Genomic DNA, 19,116 nt, shown 5'->3' with positions numbered 1-19,116 from the left:
TTTCTTAGTTCTGACGGATCCACAGGACCTTGGGCTTCCTGGCGTTCAGTCCGCCCCGGTCGATCATTGCTTGCATTTCCATTCCCGCGCGGTTCAGGCGAACAATGCCGTTGATCAGAAAATAGTCAGTGCTTACCGCCAGGCCGGTGGAACTGAGCGACTGCCGGCCCAGGGCGGTCACGAAAGATTGCACATCCGAGAATGCCGCGTTTTGACGTTTGGCAACAACGCTGGTTGCTTCCGACAGCGGAAGTGTAGCAATTCTCGCGGCAATGACCTCCGCCGGCGCCGTGTTCACATTGATCGGCACCGGCTTGTTGCCCTCCTGCGAAGGCTGCAGCGGAATGAATACCACGTAATTCTTCAGCTTCTCAACGGCCTCCGGCGTAAATCCGGGTACCGCCAGGAGGTCCTCGACCTGCATCATCTTCAGAGGCTGGCTGCCGGATCCCGCGCCCGGCGTGCTGGCCGGCGCGCCAGTTCCGGTGCCGCCGGCGCCTGCGCTGGCCGCGGCGCTCTGCATCAGGTTGGCGGCGGCCTGGGCGAGCGAAGGGTTGAGCTGGAGGAAACCGAGCAGGCGGCCAAAGACCGCGACCTCCTCCGGCTGCAACTGGCCGCCCTTGACCAGGTTGCCGAGGTTGTAGCGGGAAGTGGCGTCGACGATGCCGCCGGAAAGCGCCGCATCCGGCATGTCGCCGGCGGCTTGCGGATTGTCCACGTACTGGTCGAGCCGGGTCTCTGCCAGCGGCACTGCCCAGGGCTCGCCCAGGTGGTCGATGCCGGGCTTGCCGCCCCGGGTGTCGACGATTTTGTCCTCGCGCAGGATCAGGCTGCTCCAGTCGAGCGCACCGCGCAGGATCCATTGCTTCTGCAGCTGGAGGCGCTGGTTCTCGATCGAGCGCACCTGCACCTGCTGCTGCCAGAACAGGCTGGCGACGATCGTGATGGCCAGCGTCGTCAGCAGCAGGGCGGTGATCACCGCGACGCCGCGCTGGCGGGAGAGACGGGTCCTCATGAGGCCCCCAGCAGGAAGACCTTCACCAGGCTGGCCGGCTGCCCGTTCAGCTGCAGGGATACCTCGATGCCCGTCGGTCCCTGTTGCGCCTGGCTCGACGCCGCGGGCGCGCCGCCGCCGGCAGGGGGAGGAACGACCTGACCGGCCTGCGGCGTGCCGCCGACGATGCCGTTCGCGGCCTGCCAGCCGCCGCCGGCAAGGTTCCAGTTGCGCACACCCATGCCGCCCACGTTGGCACTCAGCACGACGCCCTGGGTGGCGTCGCGGTCGCCGATGGCATTGCTCCATGCCGCATCGAGCGCCTGCAGTTCGCGCGTCGGCACCGATTCGCGCCGCACCAGCCGGCCATCCTCCACCCGGTAGCTCACGACCTGTATCCGTGACGGCTGGTTCTCGGCATAGGTCATGCGAATGAGGGCAATCCTGCCGGCCTGGGCGGCGAGCGTCGGCCGGTTCCCGATATCCGCCGCCTGCGCGATGTTCGCGCAATCGCTCTGCATCTGGGCGAAGGCGAGCTGGAGGCCGCGGGTCAGTGCCAGCTCGTCGTTCAGCGAGACGCGGGCGCGGATGATGCTGTCGAGGCCGCGCCAGCCGAGCACGGCGACGATCGCCATCACGGTGATGGCGACCAGGAGTTCGATCAGGGTAAAGCCGCGGCTGCGGCGCTGCGGTCTCATCGTTCAGCGCCCCACGATCTGCGACAGCTTGATGATGCGGCGGCCCGGGTTCTCCGCATCGAACACGTTGACCTCGACCCGGCGGAAATAGGGATTCGGGGTGGCGATGACTTCCTCCTCGCACACCAGGCGCAATTCGCCCTGCGGGCATTCGACGCTACGCTTTCCGAACTCGGGGAATTCGCCCCGTAGCCGGATGTTGGCCAGATGGTTCTCGGCCGACCAGGTCGCCATCATGGCCGAACGCAGGCCGACGCTGTTCTGGGTCAGGCTGGCGACCGCGCGCAGGCTGGCGCCGAGCGCGGTACCGACCACGACCAGCGCCACGAGCACTTCGAGCAAGGTGAAGCCAAGGCTGGACTGGAAGGAACGCGAGCGCATCTGCGTCACTCCACGGTGAAATGCCCCACCCCATCCGCGCGGACCGAGACGCTGGTCTCGCCGGAAGACAGGGTGAGCAGGAAGGGCTTGTCGACCGGCTCGCGGCCGAACACGATCCGCAGCGGGCCGTCGTCTGCGGCAACCTGGGGCGCGATCGAGAGCGCCAGCGGAGTGCGCTCGAACTGCCGCTCGCGCAGCAGTTCGTCATCCCTCAGGACGGTCCAGGTCTGGCCGTCGCGCACCAGGAAACGATAGCGGTCGCCGTCCGCCTCGAAGGCGATCGGGCGGTTGCGCACGATCGCCTCGTCACGCGCCAGCTGCATCAGCAGCGCCAGGCGCTGGGCTTCGTTCTGCAGCGCCTGGCGTTCGCCCGGCATCGCGTTGAAGGCAATCATGCCGAGCAGGATGCCGGCGATGACCAGCACCACCAGCAGCTCGAGCAGGGTGAATCCGCGCGCGGCGGCGCGTCGTTGCGGCTGCCGGATGGCTTGGCTTACTGGTCCCACGAACCGATGTCGGCATCATTGCCGGCGCCGCCGGGCTGGCCGTCGGCGCCGTAGGAGAAGACGTCCACCTCGCCCTTCACTCCCGGCGAGAGGTACTGGTACTGGCCGCCCCAGGGATCCTTCGGCAGCTTGTCGATGTAGCCGCCGCTCTTCCAGCCGTTGGCGGCGGGTCCCGAGGTGGGCTTGCTGACGAGTGCCTGCAGGCCCTGCTCGGTGGTCGGATAGCGCTGGTTGTCGAGCCGGTAGAGTTTGAGCGCCGCCATCATCGTGGAGATGTCCTGCCTAGCGGCAGTGATTCGGGCATCGTCCGCGCGACCCATCAGCTTCGGCACCACGAGGGCGGCAAGGATGCCCATGATGACGACCACCACCATGATTTCGATCAGGGTGAAGCCGCGGGTCTTGGCAAGGCGGGTTGCACGGGACAGGTTGGCGAGATGATTGCGCATGTTTTCCATAGAAGTGAAGGACGACAAGGGCCTAGTATAAATCGGGAGCCGGGGGCATGACCTCCGCACCCAGGGCACTGGAGCCAGGGGCATTATCGGTCTAATTTCCTGGAAGAACCTTGAGATGACAGAAACTTTCTCTCGGCCGGCTCGTCACGGCGGCGCCCGTTACTGTAGTTATTAATGGGCGGCAGGCGGCAGATTGCCCTCCCTGCCCACACTCTGACTTGAGCCGGATCAAATAGTTTTTCGTCCGGGAGAAATTTTTCGGCCACCGCATCGGACCTGAAGCATTGCGCCTCAGCAGCGCTATGGTTTTGTGAAAGGAACAAAGCGGGCGGCCGCGGAGTCTGGAAGGTATCGCGTGCACAGAAGAGGAGAGCCCTCATGTCCCTGCCCCACCCCGGCCCCGGAGAGCCGATTGATGTCCGCCCGCTTGGCCCTCGGCTAGGCGCGGCAGCTTCGACAGCACTGTTCCGCACCGATGACGTCGAGGTGATGCGCCTCGTGTTGCCGAAGGGTAAGTCCGTCCCGGAACATCACGTCGAAGGGGAGATGACCCTGCAATGCCTTGAGGGCACGGTCGATGTGCAGACGGGCGACCAGGCGCAACGGCTGTCAGCGGGGGAGATGCTCTACCTGTACGGCCACACCCCCTACTCGTTGTCGGCGCTGGAAGACGCCTCGCTGCTGATGACGATGTTGCGCAAGGGAGAAAACAGCAAGGACGACGACTGATCCTGCCTAGGCCTCGCTGCGCGGGTCCCGCGCGAGCAATCTTTCCAGCGTTGCTGCCGGCGATTCGCCGTCGAACAGCACCGCGGCGACCGCTTCCGTAATCGGCATCTCCACACCGCGCTCCCTCGCCAGCGCGCGCACCGCCTGCGCGCAGCGCACGCCTTCGGCGACATGGCCGAGCTCCTGCACGATCGCTTCAAGCTTGGTCCCGCGCGCCAGGGCAAGGCCAACCTGGCGGTTGCGCGACAGGTCGCCGGTGCAGGTCAGGATAAGGTCGCCGACCCCGGTAAGCCCCATGAAGGTTTCCGTCCGTCCGCCGAGCGCAACGCCAAGGCGGGTGATTTCCGCCAGGCCGCGCGTGATCAGCGCGGCCCGCGCATTGAGCCCGAGTCCGAGGCCATCGGTAACGCCGGTGGCGATCGCAAGGATGTTCTTCACCGCGCCCCCGACTTCCACGCCCGTCAGGTCGTCGCTGGAATAGACCCGCAGGGCACGCGCATGCACCGCCTGCACGACCTGGTCGCGCAGGGACTGCGACGCCGAGGCGATCGTCAGCGCGCACGGCATCCCGCGCGCAACCTCCTGGGCAAAGGAAGGTCCCGACAATGCGCCGTGCGGCAGCGTCTCCCCCAGGGTCTCGCTCACCACCTGGTGCGGCAGCATCCGGCTGCCCTCCTCCAGCCCCTTGCACAGCCAGACGAGGTTCGGCACGGCATGCGGTCGCAACCGCTGCGCGACCGGACGCAGGCCCGCCACCGAGGTCGCGACAATCAGCAGCCCGTCCTTGCCCGCGTGGGCAACGGCGGCATCGAAATCCGCGGTCGGGGCAAGCGGAGCCGGGAGCGGGAATCCAGGCAGGTAGGCACGGTTCTCGCGGTGTTCGGCGGCCTCCCGCATCGCGTCCGACGAACGCCCCCAGAGGACGACGGGATGGCGGTCGGCAAGGAGTATCGCCAGCGCGGTGCCCCATGCGCCGGCGCCGAGTATCGTGATGTTCATGTGGATCTTCCGGGTGTCGCTACGCTTACCGCCATCGGTTCTGTGGGGCCGCGTGCGCGGCCTTCCGCCCTGCTCCGCGCCTGCTGGATCGTGTCCGGGCCTTATTCGCCCCAGACCTCGCCGGCACGGATGAAACCGGCCTGGCCGTCGATATGCCGCACGCGCACCCAGCCAGGATTGCTGGCATCGAGGAAGTCCAGCAGGACGCCCTTCTCGGCGGTGAACACCACGTTGGCCGTATCGGTGGCGGACTCGCGCACGCGCACGCCCGGCGCACCGGTGATGACGGTCCGCTTTGGCGACAGCGACTTTGACTCCACCCACGACAGGCTGCCGGCGGCGTCACGCACCTTGGTCCATTCCCCGTAGGTGAGCACTACCTCGACCGGCATGCCGCGCGGTGCGACGAACACCTTGCGGCCCTTGCTGGAGGGCGCGTCATAGAGAATGGCCGGGGTTGCGCCGACCGACTTGAACTCGAGTGCCTGCGCGGCACCGGCCGCACTCAGCAGGCCGGCGCCCAGCAAGGCCAGACGCGCAATCTTCATCAGGCTCTCCCTGCAATAGGCGGCAGGCGCATCATGCGGCCTGCCCGTTTTCCGGTTACTGCTTGACGGCTGCGGTGCCGTCCGGCATCACCAGACCGGACCCGCCCTGCTGCTGTTGCTGCAATGCCTGCAGCCGCTGCTGGTAGAACGCCTCGAAGTTGATCTCGGCCAGGTGCACCGGCGGGAAGCCCGCGCGGGTGATGATATCGGCGATATTGGCGCGCAGGTAGGGATAGATGATGTTCGGGCAGCCGATCCCGAGCAGCGGATCGAGCTGCTCCGGCGGAATGTTGGCGGCTTCGAAGATGCCGGCCTGCTTGCCTTCCACCAGGAAGGCCACCTTGTCCTTGACCTTGGCGGTGACGGTGATGGTGACCGTCGATTCAAAGATGGTTTCGGCCAGGGCTTCGACGCCGACGTCGACCGCGATTTCGATGTTCGGGCCTTCCTGCTCCAGGAATATCGCCGGCGAGTTCGGCTGCTCCAGCGACAGGTCTTTCAGGTACACGCGCTGGATCTGGAATACGGGCTGTTGGTTCTGGTCGGACATGGGCTGCTTTCGTAATGTACGGGAAGGAAAAAGGACGGCTTCGCGCCGTCCTCGAGGACGCAATGTTAGCACTAACGCATGCCGGCTCCGGGAAGGGAGATCAAGCTCCCTGCAGCAGCGGATCCAGCTTGCCGGCGTGGTCGAGCGCGCTCAGGTCGTCGAAACCGCCGACATGCGTATCGCCGATGTAAATCTGCGGAACGGTACGGCGGCCGGTCTTCTGCATCATCTCGGCGCGCTGCTCCGGGTCGAGGTCGATGCGGACCTTCTCGATGTTGTCCACGCCCTTGGACTTGAGCAGGCGCTCGGCCATCGCGCAATAGGGGCAAACTCCGGTGCTGTACATCAGGACGCGTGCGGTCATGATCTGAATTCCTTATCTGGTGAGCGGCAGGCCCTGGGACTGCCATGCGGCGATGCCGCCTTCAAGCGAGACGGCTTCGCTGAATCCCGCGGCCTTCAGGCGGGAAGCGACTTTCCCGGCCTGGGCGCCGGACTGGCAGACCACGATGGCGGTCTTGGCCTTGAACTTGTCGAGTTCGCCGATCCGGTTCGACAGTTCCTTGATGGGAATGTTCTTGGCGTCGCGCAGATGGCCTGCATTGAATGCGGCCGGGTCGCGCACGTCGAGGATCAGGGCGCGTCCCTGGTTGATCAACTGGGTTGCCTGCAGCGTGGAGACGGTCTTGCCGCGGCGCTGTAGCCCGGGCCAGAGCAGCGCGCCCCCGGAAATCAGCGCGATGGCGATCAGCCAGACGTTATCAATGAGAAATTTCACGGTACTCCAATGGTTTTAAGCAATCCCAACATTATAAAATAGAAGCCGATATAGCATTTCAAGCCGCACTTCCCGCTTGGGCCGTTTTCTTACCTTTCCACTCTCTACCATGTACAAAATCGTATTGATGCGCCACGGCGAGTCCACCTGGAACCTGGAGAACCGATTCACAGGATGGACCGACGTCGACCTGACCGAAAAGGGGATCAACGAGGCGCGGCAGGCCGGCCGTATCCTGAAGGAAGCCGGATTCGAATTCGACCTCTGCTATACCTCGGTGCTGAAACGCGCGATCCGCACGCTTTGGCTGACACTGGACGAAATGGACCTGATGTGGCTGCCGGTGGAGCACGACTGGCGCCTGAACGAGCGCCACTACGGCGCGCTGCAGGGCCTGAACAAGGCAGAGACGGCCGCGCAGTATGGCGACGAGCAGGTGTTGGTCTGGCGCCGCAGCTACGACGTGCCGCCGAACCCCCTGGCCGCCGATGATCCCCGTACCTCGTTCAAGGATCCGCGCTACGCGCATCTGAAGAACGAGCAGATTCCGCTGACGGAATGCCTGAAGGACACGGTGGCGCGCGTCATGCCCGCGTGGGACGAATCGATCGCTCCGGCCATCCGCGCCGGGCGCAAGATCCTGATCTCGGCGCACGGCAACAGCCTACGGGCGCTCATCAAGAGTCTGGACGGCATCAGCGACCAGGACATCGTCGGCCTGAACATCCCCAACGGCCAGCCGCTGGTCTATGAGCTGGATGCCAACCTGAATCCGATCCGGAGCTACTACCTGGGCGACCAGGCCGCGATCGAAGCGGCGATGAAGGCAGTCGCCAGCCAGGGCAAGGCGAAGTAGCATCCCGCGCCATCCCCACCACGCCGGACAGGATTCCCCGTTGAAGCACCAGCGCAAGTTCCACCTCGCGGGCTACCTGCCGGCGCTCGTCGCGGCGCTCCTGCTGTGCCTTCCCCCGGCACATGCGAACAAGGTCAGCGAGCGGTCCAGGCAGAAGCGCGTCGCCGAGGCGGAACGCGCCGAGCTGCAGCAGAAGCTCGGCGCGCTCAAGCGCGAGATTTCCCAGACCGAGACTGCGAAGAGCCATGCCGCCGACGCCCTCGCCCGCTCCGAGGAGGCGATATCGGAAGCAAACCGCGCGCTCCATGAGCTGGCGGACGAGCAACGCGAAGTCGAGGCGCGGCTGGCACGCCTGGCGCAGCAGCAGGAACGCCTCGCGCGCACCATCGCCGGGCAGCAGCAGCGTCTTGCAGCGCTGCTGCGCCGGCAATACGTCGCCGGCAACGAAGACCGGATGAAGCTCCTGCTGTCGGGCGACAATCCCAACCGGATCAATCGCGAGCTGCAGTACATGGGCTACGTATCGCAGGCGCAGGCCAGGCTGATCGAATCGCTGCAAGCCAACCTGGCGGCGATCGAGACCAACCGCGCGGACACTCAGCAAGCCAAGGACGACCTCGACGAGATCGCCGCCGAGCAGCGGCAGCAGAAGGCCCAGCTCGAAAAAGAAAAGTCCCGCCGCGGCGCCCTGCTGGCCCAGCTGTCGACCAGGCTGGCGGCGCAACGCAAGGAAGTCGGCAACATCGAGCGCGATGCGGTGCGGCTGAGCGCCCTGGTCGACCGGCTCGGCAGGTTAATCGAAGAACAACGCAAGGCGGAAGCCGCGGCGCAGGAGAAAAGGCGCCAGGAACAGCTTGCGCGTGCGAAGGCGAAAAGCGAGGCGGCGGCAAAAATGCGTTCCGTCAAGACGGCGCCGTCCAATCCTGATGCAATTGATGACGACGAACCGCCGAAAAGCCTGGCGCGGAATGAACTCGTCCCGGACCCCACCGTCCAAGACGGTGGCCCGGGGCAGGCCTTCAGCGCGCTCCGCGGTCGCCTGCGGCTGCCGGTGAAGGGCGACCTGCTCGCGAAGTACGGCAGCAAGCGCAGCGACGGTCCGGCGTGGAAGGGCCTCTTCATCAAGGCAACGGAAGGCGCCGAGGTCAAGGCGGTGGCAGCCGGACAGGTGATTTTCGCGGAATGGCTGCGCGGCTTCGGCAACCTGGTGATCGTCGACCATGGGAACCAGTACATGACGATCTACGGCAACAACCAGGCGGTGCTGAAGCGCGTCGGCGATTCGGTCAGGACCGGGGACACGATTGCCAGCGCCGGCAACAGCGGCGGCAATGAACAATCGGGTTTATACTTTGAAATGCGGCATCAAGGCCGCGCAATCGACCCTCTGGGGTGGATAACTACTAGGTGATACATGGGCAGCAAACTCAAGAATTTCGGCCTGATCGGTCTTGGTGTCGTGGCCGGCATCGCAGGTTCGATGCAATTCGAGGCAAGCGCGCAGAAGAGCGCGTCGCCGTTGCCGCTCGAGGAGTTGCGCCAGCTGGCCGACGTGTTCGGCCTGATCAAAAGCGACTACGTCGAACCGGTCGAGGACAAGAAGCTGCTGACCGAGGCGATTTCCGGGATGGTCGCGTCGCTTGATCCGCACTCCGCCTATCTCGACAAGAAAGCATTCAAGGAGCTGCGTGAAGGCACGCAGGGCAAGTTCGTCGGCCTCGGCATCGAGGTCGGGATGGAAGACGGCTACGTGAAGGTGATTTCGCCGATCGAGGACTCACCCGCGTTCAAGGCGGGGCTGAAGGCCGGTGACCTGATCACCCGCCTCGACAACACGCCGGTGAAGGGCCTGACGCTGGATGAGGCCGTCAAGCGCATGCGCGGCGAGCCGAACACCAAGATCACGCTGACCATCGCCCGCAAGGATGAGGACAAGCCGGTCATCGTCTCGATCACGCGCCAGGAGATCCGCGTGCAGAGCGTGAAGTCGAAGGTCGTGGAGCCGGGCTACGCCTGGCTGCGCGTGGCCCAGTTCCAGGAGCCGACCGTCGACGACATGGCCAAGAAGCTGACCGCCATCTTCCAGCAGGAACCGAACCTGAAGGGCCTGGTGCTCGACCTGCGCAACGACCCCGGCGGTGTGCTGCCCGGCGCCATCGGCGTGTCGGCCGCGTTCCTGCCGAAGGACGTGCCGATCGTGTCCACCAACGGCCAGCTGCCCGATTCCAAGCAGACGTTCTATGCGCGCCGCGAGTTCTACACCTCGTCGCGCATGTCCGGCAGCGACCCGCTGGCGCGCCTGCCGGAAGCGGCCAAGAAGGTGCCGATCGTGGTGCTGGTGAATGCCGGTTCGGCGTCGGCTTCGGAAATCGTTGCAGGTGCGCTGCAGGACTACAAGCGGGCCACCATCATGGGCACGCAGACCTTCGGCAAGGGATCGGTGCAGACGATCCGCCAGCTGACCGCGGACACCGCGGTCAAGCTCACCACCGCGCGCTACTACACCCCCAACGGCCGCGCGATCCAGGCCAAGGGCATCGTGCCCGACCTGCTGGTGGACGAGACGCCTGAAGGCGACGGCCTGAACGGCCTGCGGCTGCGCGAAGCGGATCTGACCAAGCATCTGCAGAACGACCGCGACAAGGAAGAGGCCGCCCGCAAGCTTGACGAGCTCGAAGAAGAGCAGCGCCTGGCCGCCCTCGAGAAGAAGCGCAAGCCGCTGGAGCTCGGCAGCAAGGACGATTTCCAGCTTGCCCAGGCGCTGAATCACCTGAAGGGCCTGCCGGTGCAGCTCTCGAAATCGGCGAAGGTCGAGAGCAAGAAGGAAAACACGATCAACGAAACGACCAACGGCAACGGAACCTCCGAGAAGAAGTAAGGCCTTCCCGGGCAAAGAAAGGCCGCAGCGATGCGGCCTTTTTCATTGCAGGCGCCATCCGTCGGCAAGGAGGCAACCAGACATGAACGACAATCAGCTGCTGCGCTATTCGCGCCACATCCTCCTCGACGACATCGGCATAGAAGGCCAGCAGAAGCTGCTCGACGGGCATGCGCTCGTGGTCGGGGCCGGCGGGCTCGGATCCCCGGCCGCGCTCTACCTCGCCTCCGCCGGAATGGGAAAAATCACCCTGGTCGACAACGACAGCGTCGACCTGACCAACCTGCAGCGGCAAATCATGCATACCACCGGCCGCGTCGGGCAGCCGAAGGCCGCATCGGGGAAGGCGGCGCTGGAGGAGATCAATCCGGAGGTCGAGGTGGTGGCACTGGCGGAACGGCTGCAGGGCGATCGGCTGGTGGAACTGGCCGGCGAGGCCGACGTGGTGCTCGACTGCAGCGACAACTTCGCGACGCGGCACGCGGTGAACCAGGCGTGCGTGGCGCGCAGGGTGCCGCTGGTGTCGGGCGCGGCGATCCGCTTCGACGGGCAGGTCTCGGTGTTCGACAGTCGCCGGGACGACGCCCCCTGCTACGCCTGCCTGTTCCCCCCGGACCAGCAGTTCGAGGAAGTGCTGTGCTCGACCATGGGCGTGTTCGCGCCGCTAGTCGGCATCATCGGCACCATGCAGGCGGCGGAAGCGCTGAAGCTGCTGGCCGGCATTGGCCGGTCACTCGCCGGACGCCTGCTGCTGCTCGACGCGCGCCACATGGAATGGACCGAAATCCGGGTGGCGCGCAGCCCTGGCTGCGCCGTCTGCGGCACGCACTAATCGTCCGTGAAGGCGCGGCTGGAGCACTCGGCTGCGACGCCGGCAAGCGATAGGGCCGCGTCCCGCAGCATCGGCCGACTGCCGCCGTCGTCCTGCAGGCTGTCGGCGATCTGGTGGCGGGGCCGGTCGTGTACTGCGCGGTAGTGGTTATACAGATCGAAGTGCCGCGCCTCCCGTTCGGCGGAAGGCCGGATGGCAAAGGTACTACTGTCATTCGAGACGGCATGCGCGGCGCCGTCGGCCTTGCACCCGGCCAGCGGTACGGCGAGGCAGGCAGCCAAGGCCAGCGCGCAGCAGCACGGCAGATTTGAATCCTTGAACATTTTGCAATCTCCCCTTCCCGAGCGATTATTCGCCGGTTCGCGACGGGCACCTTTGGCGCATCGCAACGGCGCCATCGCGGCGTCGACGGACCCTTGCGCTGCTGCAAGCGACCGAGGCGCAAAGGCCTTCAGACGACGGTTTCGGCCCGGTGCTACAATCGACTGCTTCTTTCCTCGCTGCATCTCCCACCCGACATGACGGCAGCCGACCTCGCCAAGCTGGTCTTTCTCTCCGCAATCTGGGGCGGCTCATTCATCTTCCTGCGCATCGCGGTGCCCGAAGCCGGCCCGCTGCTGACCGCCACGCTGCGCACCGCGATCGCCGGCGGCGCGCTGCTGACATACGCACGGCTGAGCAAGGTGGAGATGCACTGGCGGCGCAACCTGAAGCCGTTCGCGCTGGTCGGCTTCTTCGCCGGCGTCCTGCCGTTCACCTGCTTCTCCTTCGCCGCCCTCACTCTGCCCGCCGCCTATTCCGCCGTGCTGAACGCCACCGCACCGCTGTTCAGCGCGCTGCTGTCGGTGATGCTGCTCGGCGAGCGGCTGACCATGGGCAAGCTGGCCGGACTGGTGCTCGGCATTGCCGGCGTGGCCATCCTGGTCGGCGCCGGTACGCTGCCACCGACGCTGGCGACGGCGGTCGCAGTCGGCGCCTGCCTGCTTGCCGCGGCCGGCTACGCGCTTTCCACCATCGTGGTGAAGAAGACCGGGCGGCCAGGCGACATCCATCCGATCGCGATGGCGGCGGGTTCGCTGGCCCTCGGCGGGCTGATGATGCTGCCCACGGTGCCGTTTGCGCTGCCGGACGCCATGCCGTCTCCGCTGGCGCTGGGCTGCATCCTCGCGATGGCCCTGCTGTCGTCCGGGCTGGCGCAGGCATTGTTCATTCCGATGATCGTCCGGGTCGGACCGACACGAGCGATGTCCGTCTCGTTCCTGATCCCGCTGTTCAGCATGGGATGGGGCGTGCTGTTCCTCGGCGAGGCGGTCGGCGCCGCCACCCTGTTCGGCGGCCTGGTAGTGCTGGCCGCGATGGCGATGGTGCTGGCGCCGGGACGCCGCCTGTGAAACCGGCGGCCGGGTTTGCATTGCGCCGACCGCGGCTGACCGCGCTTGCCCTGTCGCTGGGCGCCGCCATCTCGCTCGGACTCTCGCGTTTTTCCTATGGCCTGCTGCTGCCGCCGATGCGCGATGACCTCGGCTGGAGCTACCTGCTGGCCGGCGCGATGAACACCGCGAATGCCGCCGGCTACTTCGTGGGCGCGCTGTTGACGCCGATGCTGATGCGCCGCCTGCGCGCGCAGCACGCGCTGCTCGGCGGGGCGTTGCTGACCGCTGCCTTCCTGCTGCTGTCGGGCATGATGACCGATACGGCGGCGCTGATGACGCAACGTGTCCTTGCCGGGTTCGCCAGCGCCTTCATCTTCATTTCCGGCGGCCTGCTGGCGGCCCGCCTTGGCGCCCTGCATCCGCAGCGCGCCGGCTTCCTGATCGGCCTGTACTACGGGGGCACCGGCATCGGTATCACCCTGGCCGCGCTTGCCGTGCCCGCGGCGCTGGAGACGGCGGCACGGCACGGGGCAACGCATGGCTGGCAGTGGGCGTGGCTGGCGCTGGGCGCGGCCTGCCTGGCGATGACGGCGCTCATGGCCCTGCCCGCACAGGCAGTGGACGGCGCGGCGTCCGCGGCTGCGGCGCGCGGCGGGTTCCGACCGCGCAGTTTCGCCTTCGGGCTGGCAGGGTATTTCATGTTCGGCGTCGGTTATATCGGCTACATGACCTTCGTCGTCGCGCTGCTCCGGGAGCAGGGCATGGCGGCGCGGGCGATCACCGCATTCTATGCGCTGCTGGGCCTCGCCGTGCTCGCCTCGTCGCGCATCTGGGCCGGTCTGCTCGACCGCTACAAGGGCGGCCAGGCGCTCGCCATCCTCAACGGCCTGCTCGCGCTGGCCACGCTGCTGCCGGTGCTCACCGCGGCAACGCCGGCCGTGTTTGCATCCGGCCTGCTGTTCGGCGCCGTCTTCCTGTCGGTGGTCGCCTCCACCACCGCGCTGGTCCGGCACAACCTGCCCGCGCCGCTCTGGTCGGCCGGCATCGGCGCCTTCACGACCGTCTTCGCGTTCGGGCAGATCGTCGGGCCGACGGTGGCGGGATGGATCTCGGACGCAGGCGGTGGATTGCGCGGCGGCCTCGTGTTCTCGGCGGCGGCGCTGGCCGCCGGCGCGCTGATTGCGTCCCGGCAGCGGCCGCTGCAGGAGGCGACGCTGGTGGACTGAGGTGTCCGAATGCGGCCAGCGCGGGGTCTCCGCAAGGACTATGCTGACGCATCTTCCTTAGACTGGCCTGCCATGCAAAGCACCGACCTGATCCGACTTGTCGTCCTCGCCGCCATCTGGGGCGCGTCCTTCCTGTTCACCCGCATGATCGCGCCGGTCCTGGGACCGCTGTGGACCGCCGAGGCGCGCGTGGCAATCGCGGGCCTCGCCATGCTGCTGTTCATGGCCGTGCGGCGCAAGCCGATGCAATTCGGCGCCCACTGGAAGCACTTCCTCGCGCTCGGCACGTTGAATTCGGCACTGCCCTTCGCGTTGTTCTCGTATGCCGCGCTGACGATACCGGCCGGGTACGCCGCCATCCTGAACGCAACGAGCCCGCTCTGGGGTGCCCTGGCCGGCGCGCTGATGCTCGGCGAGCAACTGACGCTGCGCAAGCTGGCGGGTCTCGCCAGCGGCATCGTCGGCGTGGCCCTGCTGGTGCGCCTGGGTCCGGTGGCGTTTACGCCCGAGGTGCTGGTCGCCACGCTGGCCTGCGCGGGTGCGGCCCTGTGCTACGCGCTGGCAGGGGTGTATTCGAAACGCAAGTCGAATGCCGTGGGTGCACAGCAGATGGCGACCGGCTCCCAGCTCGCTGCGACGCTGGTGCTGCTGCCCTTCCTGCCGCTGGCGCCGGTGCGCGCGGAGCCGACCGCGTTCGTCCTGCTGATCGCCGCCATGCTGGCCTTGCTGTGCAGCGCCGTCGCCTACTTCATCTATTTTCGCCTGATCGCGGACATCGGTCCGACCAGGGCATTGACCGTGACTTTCCTGATCCCGCTGTTTGCACTGGGCTGGGGCGCGCTGTTCCTCGGGGAGCCGATCACGATGGCGACGATCGCGGGCTGCGCGCTGGTGATCGCCGCCACCTGGCTGGTGGTATTCCAGCCGGATTCAGTCAAGGACGAGGCGGGCCGGCAGCGGACCGCGTAGGGCATTGCACACCACCAGCGCCTCGGCGCGCAGCAGGTCCTCGCGAGTGATCGTGCGCTCGCTCGCCTGCCACGCCGGGTCGGCCAGCAGGACGGTACGCATCACGCCGGGCAGCAGGCCGGCCGCCAGCGGTGGCGTGAGCCAGGCGCCGTCCAGCTTCAGGAAGACATTGCTGCGGCCGCCTTCCGTCAGCTCGCCGCGGTCATTAAAGTACAGCATGTCGAAGCCGCCGCGCGCCTCCGCGGCCCGCCAGCCTGCATCGTAGGCTGCGCGGAGTGTCGTCTTGTGGCGCAGGAACAGGTCGTCGAAGGCACAGGCCTGTCGCGAAATGAAGACATCCACCGGTCCGGACAGCGGCGCCAGCGGTGCCGAGTGCACGGTCCATGTGCCGTCCCCATGCAGCGCAAGGCGAAGGCGCCACTGCCCCGCCCCGCCCAGTCCGTCGCAGGTCCGGCGCAGGTGCTCCCGCAGCGCGGCCTCGTCGAGGGCGAAACCGAAGTAGCGTGCGGACCCGCGCAGGCGCTGCAGGTGCAGGGCGAGATGGCGTATGCCGTCGCGCGTCGCGTGCATGGTCTCGAACAGGTCAAAGCCCTGGCGCATGCCGGTCAGGAACCCTGCCTTCAGCCTGCACTCGGCGTACTCCTCCGCGGCATTGCTGTCATGGACGATGCCGGCGCCGACGCCAAGCTCGCCCCGGCGCAGTCTGACGCCATGCGGCGGCTGCAGCACCAGCGTGCGGATCGGCACCGACAGGCAGAAGTCGCCGGCCGCCGCCGTCCCGGCCGACGCGTCGAACCAGCCGATCGCACCGGTATAGAGGCCGCGCGGATGGCGCTCCAGTTCCCGGATGATCTGCATCGTGCGCCGCTTGGGCGCGCCGGTGATCGAGCCACAGGGATACAGCGCACCGAACACCTCCGCCAGTCCGGTTCCCGGGCGCAGTCGCGCCTGCACGGTGGAGGTCATTTGCAGCACGCTGCTGTAGCGGTCGACGCTGAACAAGGCGGGCACCTGCACGGTGCCCGTGGCGGCGATGCGGCCAAGGTCGTTGCGCAGCAAATCGACGATCATCAGGTTCTCGGCGCGGTTCTTGGGGTCGGCGGCGAGCGCGTCGGCGCTGCGCGCATCGGCTTCGGCATCGCCGCAGGCGGCGGCAGTACCCTTCATGGGCCGCGCCGTCAGCATGCCGCCGTCGCAACGGATGAACAGCTCGGGCGACAGCGACAGCACCGCCGCGCCGTCCGGCAGGGCGACCAACGCGCCGTAGGGTACCGGCTGGCGTTCCCGCAGCCGCCGGTAGAGGGCCGACGGCTCGCCCCAGGCATCGAAGCGCAAGCGGTAGGTGTAGTTCACCTGGTAGGTATCGCCGGCGGCGATCCAGGCGCGGATGCGTTCAATCGCCTGGTTGAAGGCGGCCTCGTCGGTGTCCGCCTCCACGCCGGCGATGCCCGCCGGCCCCTGCCCGTCCTCCCGTTGCGCCAGCCACGCATCGACCTGCCCGGCCGAGAGCATGTCGCACTGCCGGAAAAGCAGGATGCGCGCCGTCGGCATGACGCCCTCCCGGGGCGCGATGTCCTGCATCTGCGCGCCCAGCTCGTAGTCGAACAGCCCGACCGCGTGCAGGCCTTCGCGCAGCGCCGCCTCCATCTTCGCCAGCAGCGCGGCGAGCTCGCGGCCGTCATTGCAGGAGAGCGTGCCGGCATGGCCGGTATAGAGACGCGAGCGGGGATCGGCCTGCCCTGCCCCTGCATCGTCGAGCAAGGCAAAGCATTCGGGCGGCATCGTGCGGGAAGACATCATGCGGGCGTCCTGCGAAGCGGCGTGCTGATCAGGCCGGGCGACGGCATGCCGGATACCGCCATTGTACGCCCGCGACCATCGTCAGCTGCCCCGCTTGGACAGGTAGATGCCCCACAGCAGGAGCGCGCCGCCCAGCATCTGCAGCGGCCCGATCGCCTCGGCGAAGATCAACCACGCGGCAACGGCCGCGGTCAGCGGCTGGATCAGCAGGCTGACCGAGGAAAGCGAGGCCGGGAGATGGGCCAGCGCATAGGCGATCACGGTCTGGCCGCCGATCTGGGCGACCAGCGCCAGCGCCAGCAGCGGCATCCAGCCGGCAGCCTGGGCCGGCCAGAAATCGCCGGGCGACAGCAGCGCGAACGGCAGCAGCGCAAGGCCGGTGATGGTGGTGCTCCACGCCATGAGGCGCGCGGTGGAATACATGCTGCGCGCGTCCTTCACGACCAGTTGGTAGGCGGCATAGAAGACCGCGCTGCTCAGGCCGAGCGCGTCGCCCAGCAGCTTGCTGCCCCCGCCATGGCCGCCGCCCGACGCGTTTGGCCCCACCAGCAGCACCGCGCCGACCAGCGCGAAGCTCATGCCGATGATGAAGATGCGCGAGAATCGCACGCGGTGAGCGAACCACACCCACAGGGCGATGAAGATCGGCGCGAAGTTCGACAGCAGCGTCGCATTGGCGACGGTGGTGGTATGCAGCGACAGGTGCCATAGCGCCATGTCGGCGGCGAAGTAGACGCCCGCCAGCACCAGTCCCCGAGTGAAGTCGGTACGCTTGCCGTCGGCGACGTCCTGCCTCGCTACCGCCAGCGCCCATACCCAGAGGAAGGGTGCGGCCAGCGCCATGCGCCAGAACGCGGAGGCAATCGGGTTGACATCGGACAGGCGCATGAAGATGCCGGCAAAGCCGATGGCCATGCCGCCGACCAGCAGGGCGGCGAACGCGACGACGGGGAAATGCTTGGTGTCGGACATGAGGACGCCGGAGGCCGGCCGTTTTTGCAAAGCAGTGAGTGTACTCAGGTTTGCAATTCGCCGCAGTTGCAGGGGCGCTCGCTGCGGCAGGACGATGCGCGCCGAAGATTGCACGAAAGCGTAGCGGCTGGCGCGGGATGCAGCGTCAGGGCAGGCCTGCAGAATCGATGCAAATTCGGCGGCGCGATTGCAAAAACAGCGATTCTTCGGCGCCTGGTGTCGTGCTCAGCGCAGCAGCAGTGCGACCTGCGCCTGCGCGTTCTCGGTCGGACTCTGGCGGAAGCCGCTCTTGGCGAAACGATGCCAGCGCCCCAGCACCACGCTCGTCACCATGTTGGCACGCAGCGCGACTTCGGCCTCCTGCGCCTGGCCCTGGGTGGCGGCGATGCGCAGCGACTGCTTGAGCGCCAGTTCGACGCGTTCGATGAACTGGTTCATGCGCTGCTGCAGCCGGTCGTCCTCGTTCACCAGGGCGTCGCCGATCAGCACCCGCGTCATGCCCGGGTTGCGCTCGGCAAAACTGAGCAGCATGGCGGCGATCCCCTGCACCTGCGCCAGGCCGCTCTCTTCCTGCTCGCTGATCTGGTTGATCAGCCCGAACACCGTGGACTCGATGAACTCGATCAGTCCCTCGAACATCTGGGCCTTGCTGGCGAAGTGGCGGTACAACGCAGCCTCGGACACTTCCAGCCTGGCGGCGAGCGCCGCCGTCGTGACCTTATCCCCTTTTGGCTGCTCCAGCATTGCTGCAAGCGTCTGCAGAATCTGCAGCTTGCGTTCTCCTGGTTTCATGCTTGCCATGATTTTTATATGTAGTTGTCTAATTATTCACGCAGCCTCCCTGGCAGCTGCGTTACCGATTTTACTTTGACATCGACATAGCCGGGGCGCTTTGTGAACACCGGCGCCGGCAGGCCGGGAGCGACACGGCTGTCGTTGGGGCCGGGCCGCAGGTACTGGGTCACCCAGACGGTCCGCATGCCGACCGCCTTCGCTGCCTTGAGCGTGTCGATCGTGTCCTCGACAAGTACACAACGGCGCGCGGGTACGCGCTCTTTAGCCACCAGCTGTCGCAACAGGTGGCGCGACGGCTTGGGCCGAAGCTTGCCGTGCACCCGCATCGACTCGATCGGGATATGCCTCGCGAAATGGCGATGCAGTCCGAGGTGGCGAAGCACTTCGCGCGAGTAGCGGCGCGGCGCATTGGTGAGCAGTATCTTGCGTCCCGGCAGGCGGCGCAGCAGCCGCGCCAGTCCCCGTTCGGCGCGGATCATCGTGTACAGGTCGTCGAAGCGGTGCGCCTCGTGCAGGAATTCATCGACGCTGACCTGGTGATGCTTGACCATGCCGAGCAGCGTCGCGCCATAGCGCTTCCAGTACAGCAGGCGCGCGGCATTCACCGCCTCGGCGTCGGCCGGCATGCCGCCCTGCCCGAGCACCTTCGCCATATAGGCGTTCATGTTGGCGTTAATCGCCGGGAAAATTGCGTGGGAGGCGTTGTGCAAGGTGTTGTCGAGGTCGAACAACCAAATCGGTTTTGGCATCTGTTAGAGTCGTTTCGACGCCATG

General features: G+C 66.7%; 23 protein-coding genes. 8 read left to right on the top strand and 15 right to left on the bottom strand.

The features are described 5' to 3' along the window. Positions 1-4: 4 nt before the first annotated feature. Genes gspK through gspG form a run of 5 tightly spaced genes read right to left on the bottom strand, consistent with a single transcriptional unit; the run spans position 5 to position 3,028 of the window. Positions 5-1,015: a type II secretion system minor pseudopilin GspK gene (gspK, locus tag VIM12_RS08200; protein WP_331941127.1), complete on the bottom strand. Its 1,011-nt coding sequence runs from the start codon at positions 1,013-1,015 to the stop codon at positions 5-7. Beyond that, a complete protein-coding gene (locus VIM12_RS08195; protein WP_331941126.1) occupies positions 1,012-1,692 on the bottom strand; it encodes a PulJ/GspJ family protein in 681 nt (226 codons plus the stop codon). Before VIM12_RS08195 ends, gspK begins: the two co-directional genes overlap by 4 nt. 3 nt (positions 1,693-1,695) lie before the next feature. After that, the gene (gene gspI / locus VIM12_RS08190; RefSeq protein WP_331941125.1) at positions 1,696-2,073 is read right to left on the bottom strand and encodes a type II secretion system minor pseudopilin GspI; all 378 of its coding nucleotides are present in this window, start codon (positions 2,071-2,073) and stop codon (positions 1,696-1,698) included. Between the two features lie 5 nt (positions 2,074-2,078). Next, a complete protein-coding gene (locus VIM12_RS08185) occupies positions 2,079-2,579 on the bottom strand; it encodes a GspH/FimT family protein (RefSeq protein ID WP_331941124.1) in 501 nt (166 codons plus the stop codon). After that, positions 2,567-3,028, bottom strand: coding sequence for a type II secretion system major pseudopilin GspG (gene gspG, locus VIM12_RS08180; protein WP_331941123.1), 462 nt, complete (start codon positions 3,026-3,028; stop codon positions 2,567-2,569). The genes VIM12_RS08185 and gspG overlap by 13 nt, the downstream gene beginning before the upstream one ends. Before the next feature lie 387 nt (positions 3,029-3,415). On the opposite strand from gspG, the gene VIM12_RS08175 reads away from it, so the two are divergent. Then, on the top strand, positions 3,416-3,766 hold the full coding sequence (locus VIM12_RS08175; protein ID WP_331941122.1) for a cupin domain-containing protein: 351 nt from the start codon (positions 3,416-3,418) through the stop codon (positions 3,764-3,766). Positions 3,767-3,772: 6 nt separating this feature from the next. On the opposite strand, the gene VIM12_RS08170 is transcribed toward VIM12_RS08175, so the two are convergent. The 5 genes from VIM12_RS08170 to VIM12_RS08150 form a co-directional block, all read right to left on the bottom strand. Then, entirely contained in the window at positions 3,773-4,765 is a 993-nt protein-coding gene (locus VIM12_RS08170; RefSeq protein WP_331941121.1) for an NAD(P)H-dependent glycerol-3-phosphate dehydrogenase, read from the bottom strand. 101 nt (positions 4,766-4,866) lie between these two features. Next, a complete protein-coding gene (locus VIM12_RS08165; protein WP_331941120.1) occupies positions 4,867-5,313 on the bottom strand; it encodes an SH3 domain-containing protein in 447 nt (148 codons plus the stop codon). A gap of 55 nt (positions 5,314-5,368) precedes the next feature. Continuing rightward, entirely contained in the window at positions 5,369-5,863 is a 495-nt protein-coding gene (gene secB / locus VIM12_RS08160) for a protein-export chaperone SecB (protein ID WP_331941119.1), read from the bottom strand. Between the two features lie 100 nt (positions 5,864-5,963). Further along, entirely contained in the window at positions 5,964-6,227 is a 264-nt protein-coding gene (gene grxC / locus VIM12_RS08155) for a glutaredoxin 3 (RefSeq protein ID WP_331941118.1), read from the bottom strand. 12 nt (positions 6,228-6,239) lie between these two features. Then, complete coding sequence (locus VIM12_RS08150; RefSeq protein WP_331941117.1) at positions 6,240-6,641, bottom strand: rhodanese-like domain-containing protein; 402 nt, start codon at positions 6,639-6,641, stop codon at positions 6,240-6,242. Positions 6,642-6,750: 109 nt separating this feature from the next. On the opposite strand from VIM12_RS08150, the gene gpmA reads away from it, so the two are divergent. The 4 genes from gpmA to VIM12_RS08130 all read left to right on the top strand — a co-directional run bounded on the left by gpmA (position 6,751) and on the right by VIM12_RS08130 (position 11,207). Continuing rightward, positions 6,751-7,497 (top strand): 2,3-diphosphoglycerate-dependent phosphoglycerate mutase, encoded by a 747-nt coding sequence (gene gpmA, locus VIM12_RS08145; RefSeq protein WP_331941116.1) that lies wholly within the window; start codon positions 6,751-6,753, stop codon positions 7,495-7,497. Between the two features lie 40 nt (positions 7,498-7,537). After that, the gene (locus tag VIM12_RS08140) at positions 7,538-8,908 is read left to right on the top strand and encodes a murein hydrolase activator EnvC family protein (protein WP_414691770.1); all 1,371 of its coding nucleotides are present in this window, start codon (positions 7,538-7,540) and stop codon (positions 8,906-8,908) included. Positions 8,909-8,911: 3 nt separating this feature from the next. Next, on the top strand, positions 8,912-10,375 hold the full coding sequence (locus VIM12_RS08135) for a S41 family peptidase (protein WP_331941115.1): 1,464 nt from the start codon (positions 8,912-8,914) through the stop codon (positions 10,373-10,375). A gap of 82 nt (positions 10,376-10,457) precedes the next feature. Beyond that, positions 10,458-11,207 carry a molybdopterin-synthase adenylyltransferase MoeB gene (locus VIM12_RS08130; protein WP_331941114.1) on the top strand — a complete coding sequence of 250 codons (750 nt, stop codon included), beginning with the start codon at positions 10,458-10,460 and terminating at the stop codon, positions 11,205-11,207. On the opposite strand, the gene VIM12_RS08125 is transcribed toward VIM12_RS08130, so the two are convergent. Then, a complete protein-coding gene (locus tag VIM12_RS08125; RefSeq protein ID WP_331941113.1) occupies positions 11,204-11,530 on the bottom strand; it encodes a hypothetical protein in 327 nt (108 codons plus the stop codon). The two genes, VIM12_RS08130 and VIM12_RS08125, sit on opposite strands and share 4 nt — an antisense overlap. A 195-nt stretch (positions 11,531-11,725) precedes the next feature. Between VIM12_RS08125 and VIM12_RS08120 the strand changes: the two genes are divergently transcribed. The 3 genes from VIM12_RS08120 to VIM12_RS08110 all read left to right on the top strand — a co-directional run bounded on the left by VIM12_RS08120 (position 11,726) and on the right by VIM12_RS08110 (position 14,775). Beyond that, positions 11,726-12,598, top strand: coding sequence for a DMT family transporter (locus VIM12_RS08120; protein WP_331941112.1), 873 nt, complete (start codon positions 11,726-11,728; stop codon positions 12,596-12,598). Next, a complete protein-coding gene (locus VIM12_RS08115) occupies positions 12,490-13,806 on the top strand; it encodes a YbfB/YjiJ family MFS transporter (RefSeq protein ID WP_414691769.1) in 1,317 nt (438 codons plus the stop codon). The genes VIM12_RS08120 and VIM12_RS08115 overlap by 109 nt, the downstream gene beginning before the upstream one ends. Positions 13,807-13,878: 72 nt before the next feature. Further along, the gene (locus VIM12_RS08110) at positions 13,879-14,775 is read left to right on the top strand and encodes a DMT family transporter (RefSeq protein WP_331941110.1); all 897 of its coding nucleotides are present in this window, start codon (positions 13,879-13,881) and stop codon (positions 14,773-14,775) included. Here the strand turns inward: VIM12_RS08110 and pabB are convergent. The 4 genes from pabB to VIM12_RS08090 form a co-directional block, all read right to left on the bottom strand. Next, on the bottom strand, positions 14,737-16,575 hold the full coding sequence (gene pabB / locus VIM12_RS08105) for an aminodeoxychorismate synthase component I (protein WP_331941109.1): 1,839 nt from the start codon (positions 16,573-16,575) through the stop codon (positions 14,737-14,739). The two genes, VIM12_RS08110 and pabB, sit on opposite strands and share 39 nt — an antisense overlap. Before the next feature lie 81 nt (positions 16,576-16,656). After that, positions 16,657-17,547, bottom strand: a complete 891-nt coding sequence (locus tag VIM12_RS08100) for a DMT family transporter (RefSeq protein WP_331941108.1) — start codon at positions 17,545-17,547, stop codon at positions 16,657-16,659. 225 nt (positions 17,548-17,772) lie between these two features. Then, positions 17,773-18,348, bottom strand: a complete 576-nt coding sequence (gene slmA, locus VIM12_RS08095; protein ID WP_331941107.1) for a nucleoid occlusion factor SlmA — start codon at positions 18,346-18,348, stop codon at positions 17,773-17,775. 23 nt (positions 18,349-18,371) lie between these two features. Then, positions 18,372-19,091, bottom strand: a complete 720-nt coding sequence (locus tag VIM12_RS08090; RefSeq protein WP_331941106.1) for a pyrimidine 5'-nucleotidase — start codon at positions 19,089-19,091, stop codon at positions 18,372-18,374. Between the last annotated feature and the right edge of the window lie 25 nt (positions 19,092-19,116).

The organism is Noviherbaspirillum sp., assembly GCF_036563305.1.
In the GTDB taxonomy this organism is placed as follows: domain Bacteria; phylum Pseudomonadota; class Gammaproteobacteria; order Burkholderiales; family Burkholderiaceae_D; genus Noviherbaspirillum.
Note: the sequence above shows the minus strand (reverse complement) of the source record. Positions and strands in the feature narration are given on the sequence as shown.

Excerpts from the sequence above, each read along its gene's own strand:
- VIM12_RS08135 (WP_331941115.1), top strand. The coding sequence starts at position 8,912 with ATGGGCAGCAAACTCAAGAATTTCGGCCTGATCGGTCTTGGTGTCGTG.
- VIM12_RS08115 (WP_414691769.1), top strand. The coding sequence starts at position 12,490 with ATGGGGCGTGCTGTTCCTCGGCGAGGCGGTCGGCGCCGCCACCCTGTT.
- VIM12_RS08120 (WP_331941112.1), top strand. The coding sequence starts at position 11,726 with ATGACGGCAGCCGACCTCGCCAAGCTGGTCTTTCTCTCCGCAATCTGG.
- gspG (WP_331941123.1), bottom strand. The coding sequence starts at position 3,028 with ATGCGCAATCATCTCGCCAACCTGTCCCGTGCAACCCGCCTTGCCAAG.
- gspI (WP_331941125.1), bottom strand. The coding sequence starts at position 2,073 with ATGCGCTCGCGTTCCTTCCAGTCCAGCCTTGGCTTCACCTTGCTCGAA.
- VIM12_RS08110 (WP_331941110.1), top strand. The coding sequence starts at position 13,879 with ATGCAAAGCACCGACCTGATCCGACTTGTCGTCCTCGCCGCCATCTGG.
- VIM12_RS08175 (WP_331941122.1), top strand. The coding sequence starts at position 3,416 with ATGTCCCTGCCCCACCCCGGCCCCGGAGAGCCGATTGATGTCCGCCCG.
- VIM12_RS08100 (WP_331941108.1), bottom strand. The coding sequence starts at position 17,547 with ATGTCCGACACCAAGCATTTCCCCGTCGTCGCGTTCGCCGCCCTGCTG.
- slmA (WP_331941107.1), bottom strand. The coding sequence starts at position 18,348 with ATGGCAAGCATGAAACCAGGAGAACGCAAGCTGCAGATTCTGCAGACG.
- VIM12_RS08125 (WP_331941113.1), bottom strand. The coding sequence starts at position 11,530 with ATGTTCAAGGATTCAAATCTGCCGTGCTGCTGCGCGCTGGCCTTGGCT.
- VIM12_RS08130 (WP_331941114.1), top strand. The coding sequence starts at position 10,458 with ATGAACGACAATCAGCTGCTGCGCTATTCGCGCCACATCCTCCTCGAC.
- gpmA (WP_331941116.1), top strand. The coding sequence starts at position 6,751 with ATGTACAAAATCGTATTGATGCGCCACGGCGAGTCCACCTGGAACCTG.
- secB (WP_331941119.1), bottom strand. The coding sequence starts at position 5,863 with ATGTCCGACCAGAACCAACAGCCCGTATTCCAGATCCAGCGCGTGTAC.
- grxC (WP_331941118.1), bottom strand. The coding sequence starts at position 6,227 with ATGACCGCACGCGTCCTGATGTACAGCACCGGAGTTTGCCCCTATTGC.
- VIM12_RS08165 (WP_331941120.1), bottom strand. The coding sequence starts at position 5,313 with ATGAAGATTGCGCGTCTGGCCTTGCTGGGCGCCGGCCTGCTGAGTGCG.
- VIM12_RS08090 (WP_331941106.1), bottom strand. The coding sequence starts at position 19,091 with ATGCCAAAACCGATTTGGTTGTTCGACCTCGACAACACCTTGCACAAC.
- gspK (WP_331941127.1), bottom strand. The coding sequence starts at position 1,015 with ATGAGGACCCGTCTCTCCCGCCAGCGCGGCGTCGCGGTGATCACCGCC.
- pabB (WP_331941109.1), bottom strand. The coding sequence starts at position 16,575 with ATGATGTCTTCCCGCACGATGCCGCCCGAATGCTTTGCCTTGCTCGAC.
- VIM12_RS08170 (WP_331941121.1), bottom strand. The coding sequence starts at position 4,765 with ATGAACATCACGATACTCGGCGCCGGCGCATGGGGCACCGCGCTGGCG.
- VIM12_RS08195 (WP_331941126.1), bottom strand. The coding sequence starts at position 1,692 with ATGAGACCGCAGCGCCGCAGCCGCGGCTTTACCCTGATCGAACTCCTG.